This window comes from Funiculus sociatus GB2-C1 (genome assembly GCF_039962115.1).
Lineage (GTDB): Bacteria > Cyanobacteriota > Cyanobacteriia > Cyanobacteriales > FACHB-T130 > Funiculus > Funiculus sociatus.
In genome coordinates, this window is the sequence record NZ_JAMPKJ010000026.1 from 1 (window position 1) to 17,801 (window position 17,801).

A 17,801-nucleotide genomic window follows, 5' to 3' on the forward strand; every position below is an offset into this window, starting at 1 on the left:
TGTCGGCAAAAAAGCTGGCAAGGCTATCTCTAACTCCACTTGCCTTGCGTTTGCCTCGATTGCGCTCCACTAAATTATCCACTTGTGACAGTCAAAGGGCGGAATGTGGGCTAGATAATCAGTAAAATTAAAAATAATTACTTATGACAAATTACCAATGAGCGATACTAAATCTATTCAAACACTAATTGAAGAAATTGAGGCTTTATCTCCAGAAGAGCAAGCTTTATTAAAGCAGAGCTTTTCCCCTTCTATTAGCGTACAAATCAACACAGTAGGATTAGAACCAAGCCTTTTACCTGATGAACAAGTCAGCCCATTGGCACCAGAACCCCTAAAAACAGGAAACGCTGTTTTTGACAACTTTGACGCAGCACAAAGTAAATTTTGGGGTGATGAGGCAACTTATCACGTCTTGCTGAAAAATGAGCCAGAGGGAGGCGTTAGCGCCACATTGTTAGGATGGCCTGAATGCAAAGCTATGGGGAAGACGCGACAAGACGCAGTTTCACGCTTACAGGATATGGTGGATGCGCTTCTAGCTGAAGCTGAAATCGTTACTGTAAAAATCAGATCAACCCAATTAGATAATCCCTGGTTAAAACTTGCGGGTAAGTATAAGGACGATTCGCTATTCGATGAGTTCTTGGAAAATATCACAGCCTATCGTCGCGAACTCGACGCGGAACAAGAAGCATATGATCGTGAACTTGACGCGCAAGATGAGGCAAAGTGAGTCAGTACATTCTTGATACGGATCACTTAACATTTTTGCAGCGGCATCATCCACTTGTTGTGCAGCGTGTCGCTACAATCAATCCTAGAGATATTGCTGTGACAATCGTAACAGTAGAGGAACAACTTCGTGGACGACTCGATAGCATCAGGCAAGCTTCCACCAACGGTTCTCAAGCTGACAGGCTGGTATTAGCTTATACAAGGCTAGGGGAGACACTGGACGATTTCAAAAGCATCAACATTCTCAAGTTTGATGAAGAGGCTTACATTCGTTATGCAGACTTACGTAGTCAACGAATACGCATTGGTACGCAAGATTTAAAAATTGCTGCGATCTCGCTCTCCAAAAATAGTATCCTGGTTACTCGCAACCAGCGCGATTTTGCACAAGTACCCGATTTAATATTTGAAGATTGGACAATTTTGCCATAATGAAGATTGGACAATTTTGCCATAATATTAAATCGCGCCCTTAGTCTACTTGTTCAAATTGCCACCATAAGCGCCGAGTAGACAGTCGCACCTAAAGCAAAAGCCCAGAAACGGCTTTCCCTTTCCTCTGGTAATTCTTCCTTAACGACGTTGAGAATAATTCCTCCGGCGATGAAGGCGAAAATGACTGCGATCGCCGCCTCAGAAATTTCTGTCGCCCGCCCAATCACCCATCCGGCAATAATCGCCGCCGCCAGTATCCAGCGCCCAATCCGGTTATAATCTCCTTTGTGGTTTTCGCGCAAGCCGTCATCGTTCACCACAAAATGCAAAGCCATTGCAACGAAGAATAACAGCAGATCCCAAATACCTCGTTCTTCCCGATGGAGGAGAAGATAGCCGATGAGGGCGTTGTAGCTCGAAAACGAAGCCATGTGCAGCCAAAAAACGCCTGCATCGGTGGTATCTTTCTGGTTTTCTTTTTGGTTTTGCTGACGCGATCGCTTGGCAAGTCTTTCTAATCCGTAGAACACACCAAAACCCAAAAGCGCCACCAGGTAAACATGGTGTTCAAAAAATTCAATTAAATAACCCTCCCTTTCCTCAATTACCTGCTGTCCCTGGTTGAGTTCGGGGAAAACGTGAACGAAAATATAGGCAACTGATACCCCACCAGCGGCGGAAAGCCAACGACTGCGAGGAGTTCTGTCCAGAAAGCGCATATTGCCGGAAAAAAGATGCACAAGTGCCAGACAAACTGCCAAAATTGCAGACAAGATGACGGCACTAGGACTCGATACTGAAGGCTCTGCAACTGCAAACACCATGTTAATCAAGCACCTTTAATATTTTTCTGGCTGATATCTTCACTAAATTAGCAGAAATTGCTCCCAAGACCATTTAGGAGCCTTGCTTTTTCTCTTCAGCTTGGTAAGATTTTGACGCAATTTCCTCCTCCTAATAGCATATTCTTGTGAAAAATTTTATTGTTTAGACAAGCCGACTTTGATAAAAATTTTCATCTTTAGGTAGAGGCGCTTTATTTCTGTAGGCGGGGGTACAATAAGAGCAATTAAAGGTATTATTCAAAGGTCGTATATCCCAGTCGCTACGAGAAGGGACAGATATGCAAGTTCACTCAGAATCCTCAACCTCAGAGACTAAACAAAAAATTGCCAACATTTTTCGCCTAGTAGGTTGGATTGCATTCTGGATAGAGTTGGGTTTAACTATTGGTTCTGGGATAGCTTTATTATTTTCTATCTCTGGTCGTAACTTCGCTACTGAAACAAATCCCGGCATTGGGGTAGGTATTTTTTGGGCTGTCGCTGGACTTTTAGCGTTGTGTTTTAATGTATTTTTAGCGTTCCGTTATACTCGCCTAGCCAAAGGTTTAAGCAATCCTAATCCAGAGCGTCATCCTAGAAAAGCTGATACTGTCCAAATTTTGAGAATGTCAGTAATCACGAGTTTGGTGGGAATATTGTTATGCCTCTTAGGTTCGGGTGCGACTGTAGGAGTGCTAGTTGCAAAAGCTGTATCCCAACCTCCAGGGGTAGCACTTACTGACCCCAATATGATTATTCGTGCGCTTGATGTTTTTGTAGCAGTAGCGAATATCAATGGTATTGCTGGTCACTTTGTGGGGATTGTCACTTCACTGGGATTGCTAAAGTGGATACATAATCAGTAATAAGACAAAAGCACTTTACTGCTTTTGTCTTTGCTAGAAGGTAGCTTTTTGAGGAATAGGTTATTTCCTAACGCGCTCTAGTCGGTTGTTGATCTTCGGAACTTGATTCTGAATGCGATCGCTCTGGCAATGCAAAGACGCTCACCAGTGCTGCTAAAGTAGCGCCAAAAGTGTCCATAATTAGGTCGATGATTGTATCATCAATGCTATTGATAACTCCGATCGCCCATTCGGTTATTTCCCAAATAGCACCGATGGCGATTCCGAAACTTGCGATCGCTAACATATAAATTAGCAGATGGTTGCGGAAGGTAGTTAGCATCGAGCTATACACCAAAAAACTCAGTGCAAGCGTAACGGAAAAGGTTGTAAAGGCATGGGTAATTTCATCGTATGGCCCCGGTAGGTAAAATAAGCCCCAAACCCAGCCTGCGGCATTCAGCAACGCTGCTACTACAAATAGAAAATCAAACAAAGTTGGAAGTTTATTTTCTAAGGTGACAAACAGGAACGAAGCAGCTAGGAAGCAGGCGAGTAAAAAGGAACCTTCCCAGTTACGTTGACTGGCTGTAAAGACGATTGCGATCGCTAGGAAAAACTCTCCAACCCAAGCGGCTATCCGATAACCTCGCCAGTCAGTATTCAGCATGGCTTTTTCCTCATAAATTTCATAATTATGGATTACTAATAAACTATAAATGAAGCGATTAATTTAATCTGAGATTGGAGGTTTTTTTTATTGGTGAAAGCTACTTTTAAACGAACCGCCCAGGCGCTCTAGGGCGCACAGGAGGAGGAAAGGGAGAAGTTTATGAATCTATATATATTATGGTTCTAGTTGCTGACTTGAAAGGGCTTGAATATCGGCCCGTAAGGCGACAATTTCCTGGTGCAGGGCGGCAATGGATTTGGCGCTTGCTAACTCTGCCTCTTCGTTTTCGGCATCGCGCCCGATAAAGAAGGTGGCGAGTGTTGCTGTTACGTAACCAAATACTGTGAAGGCGTACAGTGCCAGAATTAGGTGTAAAACGCGACCTTCTGGAGTCTGCGGCACATATTCGCCACCCATCGTTGTCATCAGCATCGCTGTCCACCATAGTGCTTCCCCGTAGTTATTCAGTCCGCCACCATTAGGAAGGTTGCTTTCAAAAGCGTACATCCCGGCTGCTCCGACCAGCGTCACTACTAGCGTCAGCACCATGACGTAGCCAAACCCGCGACGACTCATACTAGCTCTGAGCGATCGCATTCCCCGATTCAGAGAACTGATGACGCGCACCAGTCGCAGTCCCCGGCTAGCTTTGAGGATGCGAATCACGCGGCTAATCCGGAAGACGCGCAATGCTGGTAACACCAAGGAAAGGGCAGTTAACCAATTGTGCTTGATATAAACGAGTTTGCGATCTGCCAAAGTAAATCGCAATACGAAGTCGAGTATGAAAACAATCCAGATCGTGTTGCTGATAACTTGCAGCAGTGGATTTAAGCCCCAGATCAGTTCGACGACTAACAACAAAAGCCACCCGAAGCCAAGGAATAGCATTGGTGTTTCCAGCCAATCTTCCAGCTGTTCGAGAACTTCGAGTCGTTCTTTTTGGAGTTCCCTTTTTTCAGATGTACTAAGATTGTTCATCATTGCTCTAGCACCCTAACTACCGCCAAGTATCGCTCCTCAACATCTTTTCGGTCTAACTCTTCGGGTATATTCTCCTGACTACCGCGTTGGATCATTTGGGCATGACGTAATAGTGCAGCGCGGTCTTTTTTGTGTTGGGTGCGCGATGCGATGAGGGCGATCGCTTCCAGCAATCGAATTACCACCGCTACATCCGGTTTGCTGTACTGTCGAATCTGGTTAAAGGCAGCGTCAAGTAATTCTGCAAACGTCACCGGATTAGCGATCGCTCGCAGGTTGTTGTCGTTGTCATAGCGGTAAGGCGAGGGAAAATCTCTTTCCGCCAGACGGCAAAGTGCAGCCGTTAGCTGGTTAATACACTGGATCGCCGTGAACGGATCGTTGATGCCAGGAGAAATAGCACGAGCGGCAATTTCAACTAACTGATTAATGGGGAATTCTATATCCTGTTGTTCGGTGCGTTGCTCGCCAAAAATAAATGCTTGGTTCAGGTGGTGGGTGAGTTTTTTATTCACCCGTTCTCCAGGCCAAATCATCACCATTTCGCTTCCTTCCACAACAAACTTGCCGGGGCGATATTTTAGACGCAGGACGAGGTCTTTTGAGGTGGCGATCTTCATCAACCGCTCCTCATCAATTGCTTGAAGATAACCGCTAGCTGTGGCTAAGATGGGAGTCGCTTCCTTATCGAACCCGACGGGGATTTCCGCCACCGACCGCTGCTTTGGGACTGATTTACCCTGCCCGATCTTCTGCGGAAACAAGCGATCGATGGCATTGTCCAACTCTCTGCCAACGTCTCTGATGATATGGGATGCCTGCATCGAGGTTGAGACATGATGGATAAAGTAGATCAGGACGCCAATACTGGCGATCGCTAGCACCATGCCCATTGTGACGGAAGTTTGCGGCACAAACACGTCGTAATCATCTCCCCGCACGGTTCGCAGTACCAGCAAGCAGTAGATGAATGTACCGATAAACGTGCCCAGGACGACTTGATTGCCCGTATCCTGCATGAAGTTACGCATCAGTCGTGGGCCGAATTGGGAGGAAGCGAGGGTGAGGGCAACAATCGTAATCGAGAAGGCGGTTCCGGCAACGGTAATCATCGAACCGGCAACAGATGAAAGCAGCGTTCGCGCTCCATCTGGCCCTCCTGTATAGATCCAGCCCAAGGACTCTAGCGGGCCAGATTTGCCTGCTCGATCGAGGCTTAGCATTCGGAATGCTAACGCGATCGCTATTACCACCATCAGGGTTGGCACAAACCAGTAGCTAGAGTGGAGCGAGTCCCACAGTTTCCCCAGCTTGATGTTTTTCATCAATTATTTTTCATCAATTATCGTCCGCAGTATGAGGGCGATCGGGGTTCTCGTCTCTATGGCTGCCATTCCCGTCTCTTTGCGCCCGCATTTCCGCCAACTTTCTTAAGGAACCGCCGATACTACGCGGTTTTGGCACTTCTTTATTACCCGCAGGCCATCCTTCACGCTGACGTGCGCGATCGCCATCTGTCTCTTCGGTTTGGTCGTGGAAAAGGATTTGCTGCGTCGGGAACGGCATATCAATGCCGTTAGCAGTCAGCTTATTCTTGATCGCGGTGAGAACTTTGTCCCGCATATCCAGAACATCTGCACGTCGCGGCGGCTGTACCCACCACCGGGCGCGGATGTTCACGGTACTTTCAGCAAGTTCCATCACTAACACGTCGGGGGCGGGATCTCTCAAGACACCATCCACGCCTTGCATTGCTTCCATAATCAATTCCTTGGCCCGGTCGATATCGTCGCCGTAGCCAATGCCGATATCGTACTGTAGTCGGCGGTTCTCGAAGGCAGTATTAACTGTCACCGAATTTGTGAACAGTTCAGAATTAGGAATCACAATCCGACGACCATCGTAAGTTCTGATTGTTGTGGCGCGCGTCTGAATATTTTCAACCGTTCCCTCAAAGTCTTTGAAAACAATTTGGTCATCCATCTGGAACGGCTCAGTTAAGAGAATCAGAATACCAGCTAGGAAATTCTGGAGAATATCGCGGAACGCAAAACCAATTGCTACCCCACTGATACCCAACAATTGCACCAAATCTCCTGCCTTGAATGTCGGAATAACAATAGATAAGGCGACAAATAAACCAATTAAAATCGTTACCCCTTGCGACAAACGCCCAAGTACCAGCCCCAAATTCCGAGCATGGCGATACCTGCGGGTAAGGCGTTTAACCAATGTCCTGATCGCGATCGCGCCGAACCAAAATAGTGCAAATACGATTAGTGCTAATACCAGGTTTGGTATCAAGATGATCAAACCCTCGATCATTCCCTGAATCTTATTCCACGCTGTTGATATTGATTCTCCTAGATTCATTACTTGTTCACATATACAACAAACCGTGGTTAATTTTAATAGAAAATAAATAACTCTAACTCTCTCTTAGGTCAGTATTTCTATTACCCAACTTGTCATAACAATGACCAACCTTTTACGTAGTCAGTTTATTTTCTGACCCGTCTGCTCCTAGTTTTAGGCAATAACTTACTTCGCATCTATCCAATGGCAGACTTTAAAATACCATCAGAACACATACCCATTCATCTTGGCACCTGCCAAATTTTAATAGTTTTGTCAAAGCTGCCACTAGCAATTATTTGTCCATCAGCGCTAATAGCAATCGACTTAACCCAACCGGAATGCCCGGTGAGGTTGCGAATTAGTTCCCCAGTGGGAATATTCCAAATTTTGATAGTTTTGTCCACACTGCCACTAACTAATGTCTGCCCATCTGGGCTAATAACAATGGCATTAATATAGCTAGAATGTCCGCTAAGGGTGCGAAGATTTTTGCCTGTGGACATATCCCAAATTTTGATAGTTTTATCCGCACTACCGCTTGCTAATATTTGTCCATCTGAACTGATGGCAACAGAATTAATAGGTTGAGAATGCCCAGTGAGGGTATAAATATTTTTGCCTGTGGACATATCCCAAATTTTGATAGTTTTGTCCGCGTTGCCACTGGCTAATATTTGACCATCTGGGCTAATGGCAACAGAATTAATAGGCTGAGAATTTCCGGTGAGAGTGCGAAGATTTTTACCTGTAGATATATTCCAAATTTTTACAGTTTTATCAGCACTGCCACTGACTAAAGTTTGCCAATCGCTGCTAATAGCAACGGAATTAACTGGGGCGGAATGTCCTTCTAGTCGGCGGATTTCTTTGCTTGTGGATATATTCCAAATTTTTACAGTTTTATCAGCACTGCCACTGGCTAAGGTTTTCCCATCTGGGTGAATGGCAATAGAATTAATATAGCTATCATGCCCGTTGATGGTGCGGATTATTTTGCCAGTATATCTATCCCAAATTTTGATAGTTTTATCAGCGCTGCCACTTGCTAAAATTTCCCCGTCAGGGCTAATGTTAAGGGAATTAACATGGCTGGTATGTCCGGAAAAAGTTTTGGCTACAGAAAGATTTTCATAGGCGATCGTTTTGGGAGATGCTGGGTTGTATTGCGAAATTCCATATGCGCCTAATCCGATAGCGATCGCGATCGCGCCCCCAACTAGCCATTTATTTTTATCACTTTGACCAATTTTAGTTGGCGAGTTAGGTGACTTCCAAGATAGAAATATAGAACTAACCGCACCTATACTCATAAGATTGTTGGCATATAGTTTATGCCTAGACAATTGCCGCGAAATCTTATCTATATCATCTAAGATTTCCTGAGTGTTCTTGTGGCGCGCCGCTGCTGTACGCGCCATCAGTTTATCAATTAAATCTGCAAGCTGAGGTGAAATATCAGGCGCATGACGTCGCCAGTGGAATTGATCGGTTAGCGGTTCGTAAATAGCATGATCTGTTGCTTGCTTTCCTGTCAGTAAATAAACAAAAGTACGCCCCAAAGCATAGAAATCTGATTGCGGTACTGCATGACCTTTTTCTTGCTCTGGTGGCGTGTAACCAGCGGAACTAATCTTAGTGACTCTACCTGCACCGCCGACTTCTGCAAGATAGGTATATGTCATTTCTCTAGCAGTGCCAAAGTCTATTAATACTAGATGCCCTGTGGAACGCATCATAATATTGGCTGGTTTAATATCGCGGTGAAAGTAGTTTTTTTGATGTACGATATGTAAAATTTGTGCTAGTTGTTTTAACCAGTTAAGAGCAAGCTGCTGACTAATCGGGCAATCGCCCTGCTGTTTCATCCACTGCTTTAAGTTAAGTCCGTCAATTTTCTCCATGATGATGCAATGCACTGGCTCTTTGCAGTTTCTGGGATAAAACTGAAAATAACCATCTGGTTCCATTTTCGGAATACCTGGATGATTTAGCTGGCTCAATACATCTGCTTCTTGCTGGAATAGCTCAACAATTTTGGGGTTTTTGTTATGTTCTTGTTTTAGTATCTTCAGGATTTGGGGAGCTGCTCCCTCATAAGCTTCATATATATTGCCAAATCCGCTGTCGTCACTCAGCAGGCGCATCACCTGATAGCGCCCTTGAAGCAACAACTCTGAGCCACAGTTGCGACATATACGGTTGTTGGCATTGGCGGGGTCGTTTGGCTTGGGGCAGAAGGGGTTGATGCAGTAGCTCATACATAGCTACAGAATTGTGTTATCCCTACTATACGGCGGGAATTGTAAATTATACACCCCAAGGTAGGCTGAAAAATGCAATGGTTGTTGTATGAGGCGGCTTTTAGCTGGCTATAAAAAAAGAATAGGTTTTTTTACCTATTCTACTAAACGCGCTAAACGCGATATGCAACTTTATTCATTCTCATTCCCACTCAGATGCTGGGAATGAGATAACGAGGTGCCTTGATGATATTATTTTCCAGATTTACCCTGTGGCTTAATTGTGCAACGGTCGAACCATTCCTGGTAAGTTTGTTGATGTTTGGCATCTTCAAGAATGATTTCCACTCGCACTTTCGCGCAACCGTGCGGCCGCTGATGTGCGATCGCATCTAAAATTCTACTAGCAGTTTTCGGCGAATCAAACTCGCCCCTTACGGTTTGCTGACTGTTGGCGCTTGCAAATCCATTGTTTAAACGTACAGTTTCAGTCAGTTCAATTCCAGAGAGATCCCCTTGTCCTAGATCAATTTCGGCTAATTGTTTGTGTTCTGGGCTGACTTGTTCAACAATCAAAATCTCCCGTCTAACTGGAATCTCTACCATCCGTGTTTGGATTTCTTTGCGAACAATAACTTCGCCTACTTTATGTTTGCTACTGTCTACGACTAATCGTTCTTCTAGCAAACGAATGATTTCTTGTTCTACAACTTCTGCATCTGAAGTGTTAGAATCTGACATAACTTTCTCCGATTGCTTTTGGTTATTATTTAATTGTATTGCTGTTGGGGTGACAGATGCAGTAGAGCCTTCATTTGATGAGCGTGCAGGCATTACCGATGTTTGTGGAATTTCTGCAAATTCCCCATCCCCATTTGGTATTATATAATCTGCTGAATACTCTATTTCCGATTGGCTGACATCTACATACAGCGTTTTATCGGCTGAGTCTACTTGCTGGATGTGCTTGCTTCTAATTAAAAATAGACTGGAGACTGGCTCGGCTTTAGCCGGAGATATAACTAAGTTTAACTGACGAGTTGGATCTAGAATTACATCCTTCACCTCACCCAGCAGCAAACCTTGCCGATCCTTGGCGGTATAATTTTTTAGCTTATTCTTCAACTTGCTCAACAAGACATTGATCCGAATATCGTTTTCTTCTGAACCCTGATTTTTTGCCAATGTTTCGTTGTTCATTTTACAGAGCTTACTAATTTTTTTTTGAAGCAAAAACCCATTTATTATCCGTTGGTTAACGGATGTTTGGAAAGCTTACTGATTTCGACAGCATTCGCCAATAATCTATCCAAACACCCGATTATGCTGCGATTATCCTAAAAATTAGGTGGTGTAATTTTCATCCATCCAACAAATCGGTAGGCTTTCGCCTGAAGGAAAAACCAATTTTTCCTTTTGATAAGTAATCGGTTCCTGTTCCTCTTGTCCTGCTTGGTCTCTTCCAGTCACAGCAGTTGAAGTAGGGCTAATTAAATGCTGAATATCGGTTATTTCAATCAAACTGCCGGATTCTTTATCTTTGAGAAACATAGAAGATGCCTAAATTGGGGTTCACTTGAAATGGTTTGCCGTGTTACAGATACCTGGTAAACATACAGGCACTGAGAAAGGGGAGTATCCCACTTTTGTATAAACGCCAGACTACTAAAGTCGCAGCTACTCAACCAAAGCCCACCTGCGCGGGCTTTTTCTATTAGCCTGTTCTCGCTACGGCTTGGTTTGTGTAGCCACACCCTTAACGGTGTGGGGGTATATTTCCAAAAATAGGATACACCCGCTTACACGGTTATTTGTCTATCAAAATCAACTCAACAACCGTATAGTCACGAGGGCTAATTAAATTCGGTCGGTGGGTAAGTTGGTAGAGCGATCTACAAACGTTTGATCGGTGGTGTTAACATCTAACTCTTCGCGACGGATGGTTTCTTCAGCATCCACTGTTTCGCGGTCTACTACTTTGCTGACTCGCACTTCTTCACGCACAAAAGCTTCTTTGTGAATGTCGGGAGTTTCTTCGTAAATTTCCATGCGTGCTACTTCGCCTTCTTGGAAATTAACACTTCCCGGAGCAACTGCTTGGCCTGCATCCGCTGGGGTAACTCGCTCAATTACAACTCGCTCTTTTTCAATTGGCACTGAAACTCGTGCTGTTTCCGTTTCAATGTGCTTGCCAACTGCAACTTCACCTGTTTTTACGCGAGTTTTGTTAGCAATAAGGCGCTCTTGGTACAGTTTGAGAGTTTGATGATCGCGATCATTGATCTCGTACAAAGAGGGTTCTTGCTGATAGTTATAGCTGCTGCGGTCATATGTGGCATCAGCTACCGGGCTAACAGATGCACCCGTAGTTGGAGCGCGATAAACTCCTCTTACCTGTTCTTCATAATCGTAATCAGTTGTCATGCGATCGCTATATTCGGGTAGAGCTTCTGCTTGCTCTCTAGTCATGCCGCTAACGTATACGCGATCGCTATTATAATCAATTCTAGAGCGACCAATTGGTAGCAAAACTTTTTTGCCAAAAATCCAAAATCCTAAGTCAACCACTAGATACCGTAAGTGACCTTCTTCGTCAACTAAAACGTCGGTAACGTTGCCAAATTTCTCTTCATTAGATCCTTCAGTATAGACACTCATCCCTTGAAGGTCATTGCCACCAAAAGTGTCGCGGTAGTTTGGATCAAAATCTTCTATTTTTAAAAGAGCCATGCTACTTTCCCTTAAGTTGTTACATCTCTATGTTATTTACTTTACAAATATCTCGAATTTGCTTCCTCTCCCCAGCGACTGAATTCCCTAAGATAATCAAGCTCATCTAAAGGTGTAAAACAGTTGATACTAAAGCTTAGATGTGCGGAATTTTGAATATTGAGGTTTAATTTTGCGTCTATAACAAGCAGCAGTTTTAAGTAATATTAAGTATATTAATTGAGCCGAGCCAGCTAATATATATAGATGCCTATTTATAGATATAAAAAAATTAATATTTTTGACAAATATAAGGGATGAAAGTATATAAGAAAAGGTTAAAAAATAAATCTGCCGGACGGTAGATAGTGAGGATGTATAATCAGTCGTGGTTAAAGCTGGTGGAAAAACACCGAGCGATCGCAGTCATAAGAGCGCCACAGATGGAACTTGGTCGCCAAATGGCTCTAGCTGTGGCATCGGGAGGGATGCACCTAATTGAAATTACTTGGAATAGCGACAAAGCAGCAGAGTTAATTGCCCATTTGCGTTCCGAATTACCAAATTGCACAATTGGCACAGGAACCATATTAAATCTAGAACAGCTAAAGAGCGCGATCGCATCTGGCACCCAGTTCGTCTTCACTCCTCACGTTGATCCCACTCTGATTAAAGCAGCAAATGATAGCGGCGTACCGATGGTGCCTGGGGCGCTTTCCCCCACGGAAATTGTCACCGCTTGGGCTACAGGTGCCAGCTGCGTGAAAGTGTTTCCCGTCGGCGCTGTAGGCGGACAGAAATATATAAAAAGTTTGCAAGGGCCATTGGGACATATTCCCTTAATTCCCACAGGCGGCGTAACCCTGGAAAATGCCAAAGAATTTTTACTAGCAGGAGCGATCGCCGTCGGAGTTTCCGGCAGTTTATTCCCCCAAAAGGGACTTACCATACATTCTGAATCTGAGCAATATGCGCTCATCGCCCAACGCGCCCAAACTCTGATGCAAAACTTAGTAAATTACCAGACAGGCTGATTTAGCATTAAGCTAATAAAATCCGATATCCATTGATGCCATTAGTTAGAAAGAGTTTTTCCTTGAATTTCTCTGTTCTGACCCACCGAATCAGCCGAAGAGCCATGAAAAGCATCATTTATCCTGCCTTAAAAAGTCGCCCAGTGGCTTTATTTGCTAGTGCAGTGCTGATGCTTACGGCGATGAGTGGCTGGGTAAAACCAGCTTTGACACAACCACAAGGCGCGATAATTTCCAGCAAAATGCAGCAGTTGCAACAATCAGATCAACGCTGGATTCAGATCGATCTGACAAAGCAACGCCTGATTGCTTGGGAAGGCTCAAAACCTGTGTATGCGATCGTTGTATCCACTGGCAAGCGTTCCACTCCCACGCGCATCGGTACTTTTGCCATAAAATCTAAGCACCGCTATAACCGGATGCGCGGCGAAGGTTACGATGTTCCTAATGTTCCCTATACGATGTACTACTACGGAGGTTATGCAATTCACGGTGCCTACTGGCATCGTCGCTTTGGCACTCCAGTCAGCCACGGTTGCATAAATCTGGCAGTGAATCATTCTAAATGGCTATATAACTGGGCTTCAGTGGGAACGCCAGTGGTTGTTCATAAATGAAAGGATTGGGGATTGGGGAAGAGGGAAATTCCCCAATCAAAACTCTAATCCCAAGTAAACAAAAGTAACAATGATGTGAGGGGTGAATCGTGGAAAACTTAATTCGTTTTTCTTGGTTACGTCGGCGTGGAACTTTCTGGACAGTTGTGGCACTGTTGTTTACAGCTTCGTGTTTTTGGATAACACCAACTGAGGCGGCCTCCAAATCATCAAGATCAACGCAGGTTGGTGCGCCATCACTACAGTTCAACAAAATTACTAGAAAAGCGAGGAAAAAAGTTCGAGTCAAAAAAGCTGCCAAGGGACGACGCTGGATACAAGTTGATTTATCAAGTCAAAGATTGGTTGCTTGGGAAGGAAAGAAAAGAGTTTATTCCTACCGGATCTCCAGCGGTAAGCGTTCAACCCCCACTCGCCTCGGAACTTTCGCTATTCAAAGAAAGTATCGGTCAACTCGGATGCGCGGCAGAGACTACAACGTTCCGAATGTACCTCATGCAATGTACTACTCTGGAGGCTATGCGATTCATGGAGCCTACTGGCACAATCGTTTTGGCAGACCTGTCAGCCACGGCTGCGTCAATCTTCCGGTAGGAGCAGCTAGAAGGTTATACAGCTGGGCGCCAGTAGGGACTAAGGTGGTTGTCCAGAGGTAATGGGGATTGGGGATTGGGGATTGGGGATTGGGGAAAAGTCTTATCTACTCCCTACCCCCAACCCCTTCCCACCTCTCCCTAACCCTCTCCTAAGAGGAGAGGGAAGTCGAATAATTTTATACGCGGAAGGAAAGCCAGAAGCCCCTCCCCTTCAAGGGGAGGGGTTGGGGAGAGGTCAAACGATTTATTTTCAACTCAGAGACTCGGAACGAGAAAGTCAGCTTAGCTGAACTACAGACTGATTTTCTAATAGAGTTTGGTTTGTTAGCAGGTCTTGGACGGTGATTCTGAGGAAGCGATCGCGATCTACTTGAAACTGGAGTTTAACGCGATCGCTCCCTGGATAACCAGGCGGTGCGAGTTGGGCAATGCTACGCGCCCCTTCTCTGTCGTTGAGGGGTTGCACTGATGTATCACCCCCAAGACGGCGAGTAACTAAGCGATCGCCTTCAAAATATACTTCTATACCGCCAGTTTCCGCTCCTATTTCGCCGATAATTAGTTCAATGCTGGGTTGGTTTTCCACCGAAGCACCCAAGAGTAGTTCTACCGGATCGCTCATCGGGTAAGCTTGTCCGGAGTTAATCAGTTTATGCCAGTTGTGGCGATTGTTACGCCGATCCCAGTAGCGGATGCCGTAACTATGGTAGAGAAAATCTTGCAGTTCGACACCTAGACTCAGCTGGAGTGCGCCGGATGCGATCGCTTCAAACGGGCGATCACATTTGATTTTACTAATATCAAAATATTGTTGCGCCCAAGTCCGCACAGCGGGAATTTGCACTGTACCGCCAACTAATAAAACTGCATCAATGTCTGAAACTTCGATACCTTGGCGACGTGCTTGTTGCAAAACTTGAGTCATCGACTCGTCTAAACGGTCAAAAAATTGGTGTTCTTTGAGGATAGTTTCAAAGTGCGAACGATCTAGTTCTAGCTCGTAGCTTTCAAATGTTTCATCATTGAAATACACCTCACTCGCTTGAGTTTGACTAGACAGTTGAATCTTTAACCGTTCCGCCAGTCGCGTCGTTAGCGGTGTCGCCTTCAACCCCTGCGTTTTAGCAAAGTAATCAACCACCCAATTGTCAATATCCGAACCCCCCAAATTTTGCCCAGCTTTAGCCAACACGCGGGCAGTTTTTGCCTTTTGCGCTGATTCATTCAATGGTTTCTTACCCCACTTGAGGATAAAACCCAACGGCTTCTTATCTGCCTTAATATCTAACCGCACTAGGGAAAGATCCAGCGTCCCGCCGCCGAAATCGACCACCAGCAACACGCCTCCTTCTGCCATTCCGTAACCTAAAGCTGCTGCTGTGGGTTCATCCAACATCCGCACCTGTTCTACTGGCAAATCATCGCATACTGCTGAAAGCCAGTTGCGGTAAGCTTCAAAGCTGTCTACTGGCACAGTTAACACCAGCGACTCTACTCCCCCCCCGCTGTTCGGGAGGGCTGGAGAGGGGTTATTTTCTGCAAGTTTCTCAATAATTTGCTGGAGAAACCATTTCCCAATTTGCTCAAAAGTAATTATCTGCCCGTCCAGTTCCGGGATGAAGCCTTGGATGTTAGCACCAATTCCCCGCTTAAAGTTGCGGAAAAAGCGGGGATCTGCGCTGAGGTCAAGACCGCGATCGCGCACTGCTTGCCCGACCACAACCGTTGATAGTGTTGCATTCTCAACATAAAGCAAACTGGGAATCAGCGGGGGATTCTGCTCAAACTTTACCGATAAACCAGGTAGGCTAACGGTTTCTGGCTGCTGGGTTGCTGCGTTCCAGCGAGCAATTACGGTGTTGCTAGTTCCAAAATCAATTGCGATCGCCATTCAGGATCAGTTCACCGACACGCCGGGATAAGGTCTTTCAAAGCATTTTACCAGGATGCTGTTTTCCTTTGGCTTGTTGTGTCTGAAGGTTGCCAAACCCTATGCAGCCGAACGCTTCTGACACATTACGTATTTTTATATACTTTTTTCCTTGCATTTAGGATACATCTCTGGTATTTTACAACTACCTCTTTGGACATATGGCAAGAAAATGAAACATTTTTTAACATGGGAAGCAACAAAGGGAGTTTAAGGAATAAGAATTAGTCCTCAAGCCCTTGAATAACCACATCAACACAAGTTCCTTAAAGGGAAAGGGCTGAAATTATGAATAATCCGCAAACAACGGAAGCTAATGATTTTTTAGGAAGCCTCAAAAGTGGTTTATGGATCTTCGGTGTATCCTCTTGGCTATTTGGAATCACTGATAGAAGTATTGCCTCCTTCGCTGATGGCTACCTTTCTGCATTAGATATTACTCAGTTGTTTACAGCTTCCTTCTTTTTTGTAAGTTGGCTGTTTTTGAAACCAGCATCTATCAAAGCTTTCGTCCCACAGCCTTTTAGAAAGTTTTTCCGGGTGCAACAAGAAGCCAACAGCTAAAGGCAAAAGGCATGAAATAAATGCCTAGTAATTTGTAGTAATTCGTAGGTTGGGTTGTAGCTTGCTTGGGTGTAGCGGTACGCAAGTGTTATCCAACGACTCGCTTTCATCTACTGAATGTTGGTTTGCGTTCCAAGCGCCCAACCTACGTTCCTTTCTACATTCTTTCATAGAAAAGGCAAGAAATAGCACTAGCGGCACTTTAAGGTACAACGCTGCTATCCGAGTCAGCCTGACTTGCATTGCACAAAGTTTCAAGTAATTTCGATCTATCTGTTTGTAGGTCAAACAAGTGTAACCCAAACCGTTCAGACAATTCCTTACAAACTTGCATTCCCCTAACACTGCTACCGTGGGAGTCGAGGGGAGGCGAGAAAATTCCAATTCCCATTTGTTGCGGCACAACTACAAGCAATCCACCCGACACCCCACTTTTTCCGGGAAGACCGACTGTATAAGCCCATTCTCCGGCAAAGTCGTACATTCCGCAAGTGTACATGACAGTTAAAATATCTCTGATATAGCGCGAATCAACGGCACGATCTTTAGTAATCGGGTTAATACCATTATTGGCGAGAGTGGCTGCCATTACTGCCAAATCGCGACAATTAACCATCAGGGAACACTGCTGAAAATACAAATCCAGCGCTTCCTCAATTTTTGCGTCAATCATGCCAAAATTCAGCATGAGATGCGCCATTGCTCGGTTACGATGTCCAGTAGTGCGTTCAGACATGAACACGGGCATATCTATAAAGAGATTGTGTCCCACGTAGCGCTGAAACATATCCAGCATCCGCACAAGACGTTCAGTAGGCCCCGATCCTTTGATTAAACTGGTGGTAGCGATCGCGCCTGCATTTATCATTGGATTATACGGTCGCTTTGACGATTCATCCAACACAATCGAGTTGAAAGAATCTCCTGTTGGTTCCACCCCAACCCGCGTCAAAACGTAATCGCGTCCATGATCTTCCAATGCCATTCCATACACAAATGCCTTAGAAATCGACTGGATGGTGAATAATTGTTCGTAATCACCTACCTCATATATTTGACCATCTACAGTAACAATGCAAATGCCGAACCAATCCGGGTTTGCTTTCGCTAATTCTGGGATATAGTTCGCCAATACGCCGTCACGCATTGACTTGTACTTGAGATGCAACTCGTTGAGAAAGTTTTGAAGGATGGGAGATTCCATAAAAAGGTAATTATGTAAAAGGCAAAAGAATTCTTCAATTTTGCCTTTTT

General features: G+C 44.8%; 18 protein-coding genes. 7 read left to right on the forward strand and 11 right to left on the reverse strand.

The annotated features are described in order from the left end of the window. Window positions 1-157: 157 nt before the first annotated feature. Both NDI42_RS13915 and NDI42_RS13920 read left to right on the forward strand, forming a co-directional pair. A complete protein-coding gene (locus NDI42_RS13915; protein ID WP_190453534.1) occupies window positions 158-736 on the forward strand; it encodes a type II toxin-antitoxin system HicB family antitoxin in 579 nt (192 codons plus the stop codon). Continuing rightward, on the forward strand, window positions 733-1,170 hold the full coding sequence (locus NDI42_RS13920) for a PIN domain-containing protein (RefSeq protein ID WP_190453537.1): 438 nt from the start codon (window positions 733-735) through the stop codon (window positions 1,168-1,170). The genes NDI42_RS13915 and NDI42_RS13920 overlap by 4 nt, the downstream gene beginning before the upstream one ends. Before the next feature lie 53 nt (window positions 1,171-1,223). On the opposite strand, the gene NDI42_RS13925 is transcribed toward NDI42_RS13920, so the two are convergent. After that, on the reverse strand, window positions 1,224-1,997 hold the full coding sequence (locus NDI42_RS13925) for a hypothetical protein (protein ID WP_190453539.1): 774 nt from the start codon (window positions 1,995-1,997) through the stop codon (window positions 1,224-1,226). A gap of 299 nt (window positions 1,998-2,296) precedes the next feature. On the opposite strand from NDI42_RS13925, the gene NDI42_RS13930 reads away from it, so the two are divergent. After that, window positions 2,297-2,863, forward strand: coding sequence for a DUF3611 family protein (locus NDI42_RS13930; RefSeq protein WP_190417532.1), 567 nt, complete (start codon window positions 2,297-2,299; stop codon window positions 2,861-2,863). 67 nt (window positions 2,864-2,930) lie between these two features. Here the strand turns inward: NDI42_RS13930 and NDI42_RS13935 are convergent, their stop codons facing one another. The 8 genes from NDI42_RS13935 to NDI42_RS13970 form a co-directional block, all read right to left on the reverse strand. Continuing rightward, window positions 2,931-3,512: a DUF2238 domain-containing protein gene (locus NDI42_RS13935; protein ID WP_190453540.1), complete on the reverse strand. Its 582-nt coding sequence runs from the start codon at window positions 3,510-3,512 to the stop codon at window positions 2,931-2,933. 177 nt (window positions 3,513-3,689) lie between these two features. After that, complete coding sequence (locus NDI42_RS13940) at window positions 3,690-4,496, reverse strand: ion transporter (protein ID WP_190453700.1); 807 nt, start codon at window positions 4,494-4,496, stop codon at window positions 3,690-3,692. Further along, on the reverse strand, window positions 4,496-5,824 hold the full coding sequence (locus tag NDI42_RS13945; RefSeq protein WP_190453543.1) for a DUF2254 domain-containing protein: 1,329 nt from the start codon (window positions 5,822-5,824) through the stop codon (window positions 4,496-4,498). Before NDI42_RS13945 ends, NDI42_RS13940 begins: the two co-directional genes overlap by 1 nt. A gap of 13 nt (window positions 5,825-5,837) precedes the next feature. Then, window positions 5,838-6,872 carry a mechanosensitive ion channel domain-containing protein gene (locus NDI42_RS13950; protein ID WP_190453547.1) on the reverse strand — a complete coding sequence of 345 codons (1,035 nt, stop codon included), beginning with the start codon at window positions 6,870-6,872 and terminating at the stop codon, window positions 5,838-5,840. Between the two features lie 224 nt (window positions 6,873-7,096). Beyond that, window positions 7,097-9,115 carry a serine/threonine-protein kinase gene (locus tag NDI42_RS13955; RefSeq protein WP_190453550.1) on the reverse strand — a complete coding sequence of 673 codons (2,019 nt, stop codon included), beginning with the start codon at window positions 9,113-9,115 and terminating at the stop codon, window positions 7,097-7,099. A 234-nt stretch (window positions 9,116-9,349) separates the two neighbouring features. After that, window positions 9,350-10,297, reverse strand: coding sequence for a DUF2382 domain-containing protein (locus NDI42_RS13960; RefSeq protein WP_190453555.1), 948 nt, complete (start codon window positions 10,295-10,297; stop codon window positions 9,350-9,352). A gap of 144 nt (window positions 10,298-10,441) precedes the next feature. Continuing rightward, window positions 10,442-10,648, reverse strand: a complete 207-nt coding sequence (locus NDI42_RS13965) for an acetyltransferase (RefSeq protein WP_190453558.1) — start codon at window positions 10,646-10,648, stop codon at window positions 10,442-10,444. A 306-nt stretch (window positions 10,649-10,954) separates the two neighbouring features. Beyond that, entirely contained in the window at window positions 10,955-11,827 is an 873-nt protein-coding gene (locus NDI42_RS13970; protein WP_190453560.1) for a DUF2382 domain-containing protein, read from the reverse strand. A gap of 353 nt (window positions 11,828-12,180) precedes the next feature. Here NDI42_RS13970 and NDI42_RS13975 point away from each other — a divergent pair, with 353 nt between their 5' ends. From NDI42_RS13975 to NDI42_RS13985, 3 genes are all read left to right on the forward strand, one after another. Continuing rightward, window positions 12,181-12,840, forward strand: a complete 660-nt coding sequence (locus NDI42_RS13975) for a bifunctional 4-hydroxy-2-oxoglutarate aldolase/2-dehydro-3-deoxy-phosphogluconate aldolase (RefSeq protein WP_190453564.1) — start codon at window positions 12,181-12,183, stop codon at window positions 12,838-12,840. A gap of 104 nt (window positions 12,841-12,944) precedes the next feature. Next, the gene (locus NDI42_RS13980; protein ID WP_190453703.1) at window positions 12,945-13,457 is read left to right on the forward strand and encodes a L,D-transpeptidase; all 513 of its coding nucleotides are present in this window, start codon (window positions 12,945-12,947) and stop codon (window positions 13,455-13,457) included. An 89-nt stretch (window positions 13,458-13,546) separates the two neighbouring features. Next, window positions 13,547-14,113, forward strand: coding sequence for a L,D-transpeptidase (locus NDI42_RS13985; protein ID WP_190453566.1), 567 nt, complete (start codon window positions 13,547-13,549; stop codon window positions 14,111-14,113). Window positions 14,114-14,330: 217 nt separating this feature from the next. Here the strand turns inward: NDI42_RS13985 and NDI42_RS13990 are convergent, their stop codons facing one another. Next, entirely contained in the window at window positions 14,331-15,944 is a 1,614-nt protein-coding gene (locus NDI42_RS13990) for an Hsp70 family protein (protein WP_190453569.1), read from the reverse strand. Between the two features lie 327 nt (window positions 15,945-16,271). On the opposite strand from NDI42_RS13990, the gene NDI42_RS13995 reads away from it, so the two are divergent. After that, complete coding sequence (locus NDI42_RS13995) at window positions 16,272-16,547, forward strand: hypothetical protein (protein WP_190417557.1); 276 nt, start codon at window positions 16,272-16,274, stop codon at window positions 16,545-16,547. A 202-nt stretch (window positions 16,548-16,749) separates the two neighbouring features. Here NDI42_RS13995 and glsA read toward each other — a convergent pair whose 3' ends face one another. Beyond that, entirely contained in the window at window positions 16,750-17,751 is a 1,002-nt protein-coding gene (gene glsA, locus NDI42_RS14000) for a glutaminase A (RefSeq protein ID WP_190453571.1), read from the reverse strand. Between the last annotated feature and the right edge of the window lie 50 nt (window positions 17,752-17,801).

Bases quoted from the DNA above. Each gene is read 5' to 3' on its own strand.
- NDI42_RS13915 (WP_190453534.1), top strand. From the start codon at position 158: ATGAGCGATACTAAATCTATTCAAACACTAATTGAAGAAATTGAGGCT.
- NDI42_RS13925 (WP_190453539.1), bottom strand. From the start codon at position 1,997: ATGGTGTTTGCAGTTGCAGAGCCTTCAGTATCGAGTCCTAGTGCCGTC.
- NDI42_RS13930 (WP_190417532.1), top strand. From the start codon at position 2,297: ATGCAAGTTCACTCAGAATCCTCAACCTCAGAGACTAAACAAAAAATT.
- NDI42_RS13935 (WP_190453540.1), bottom strand. From the start codon at position 3,512: ATGCTGAATACTGACTGGCGAGGTTATCGGATAGCCGCTTGGGTTGGA.
- NDI42_RS13940 (WP_190453700.1), bottom strand. From the start codon at position 4,496: ATGAACAATCTTAGTACATCTGAAAAAAGGGAACTCCAAAAAGAACGA.
- NDI42_RS13945 (WP_190453543.1), bottom strand. From the start codon at position 5,824: ATGAAAAACATCAAGCTGGGGAAACTGTGGGACTCGCTCCACTCTAGC.
- NDI42_RS13950 (WP_190453547.1), bottom strand. From the start codon at position 6,872: ATGAATCTAGGAGAATCAATATCAACAGCGTGGAATAAGATTCAGGGA.
- NDI42_RS13955 (WP_190453550.1), bottom strand. From the start codon at position 9,115: ATGAGCTACTGCATCAACCCCTTCTGCCCCAAGCCAAACGACCCCGCC.
- NDI42_RS13960 (WP_190453555.1), bottom strand. From the start codon at position 10,297: ATGAACAACGAAACATTGGCAAAAAATCAGGGTTCAGAAGAAAACGAT.
- NDI42_RS13965 (WP_190453558.1), bottom strand. From the start codon at position 10,648: ATGTTTCTCAAAGATAAAGAATCCGGCAGTTTGATTGAAATAACCGAT.
- NDI42_RS13970 (WP_190453560.1), bottom strand. From the start codon at position 11,827: ATGGCTCTTTTAAAAATAGAAGATTTTGATCCAAACTACCGCGACACT.
- NDI42_RS13975 (WP_190453564.1), top strand. From the start codon at position 12,181: ATGTATAATCAGTCGTGGTTAAAGCTGGTGGAAAAACACCGAGCGATC.
- NDI42_RS13980 (WP_190453703.1), top strand. From the start codon at position 12,945: ATGAAAAGCATCATTTATCCTGCCTTAAAAAGTCGCCCAGTGGCTTTA.
- NDI42_RS13990 (WP_190453569.1), bottom strand. From the start codon at position 15,944: ATGGCGATCGCAATTGATTTTGGAACTAGCAACACCGTAATTGCTCGC.
- NDI42_RS13995 (WP_190417557.1), top strand. From the start codon at position 16,272: ATGAATAATCCGCAAACAACGGAAGCTAATGATTTTTTAGGAAGCCTC.
- glsA (WP_190453571.1), bottom strand. From the start codon at position 17,751: ATGGAATCTCCCATCCTTCAAAACTTTCTCAACGAGTTGCATCTCAAG.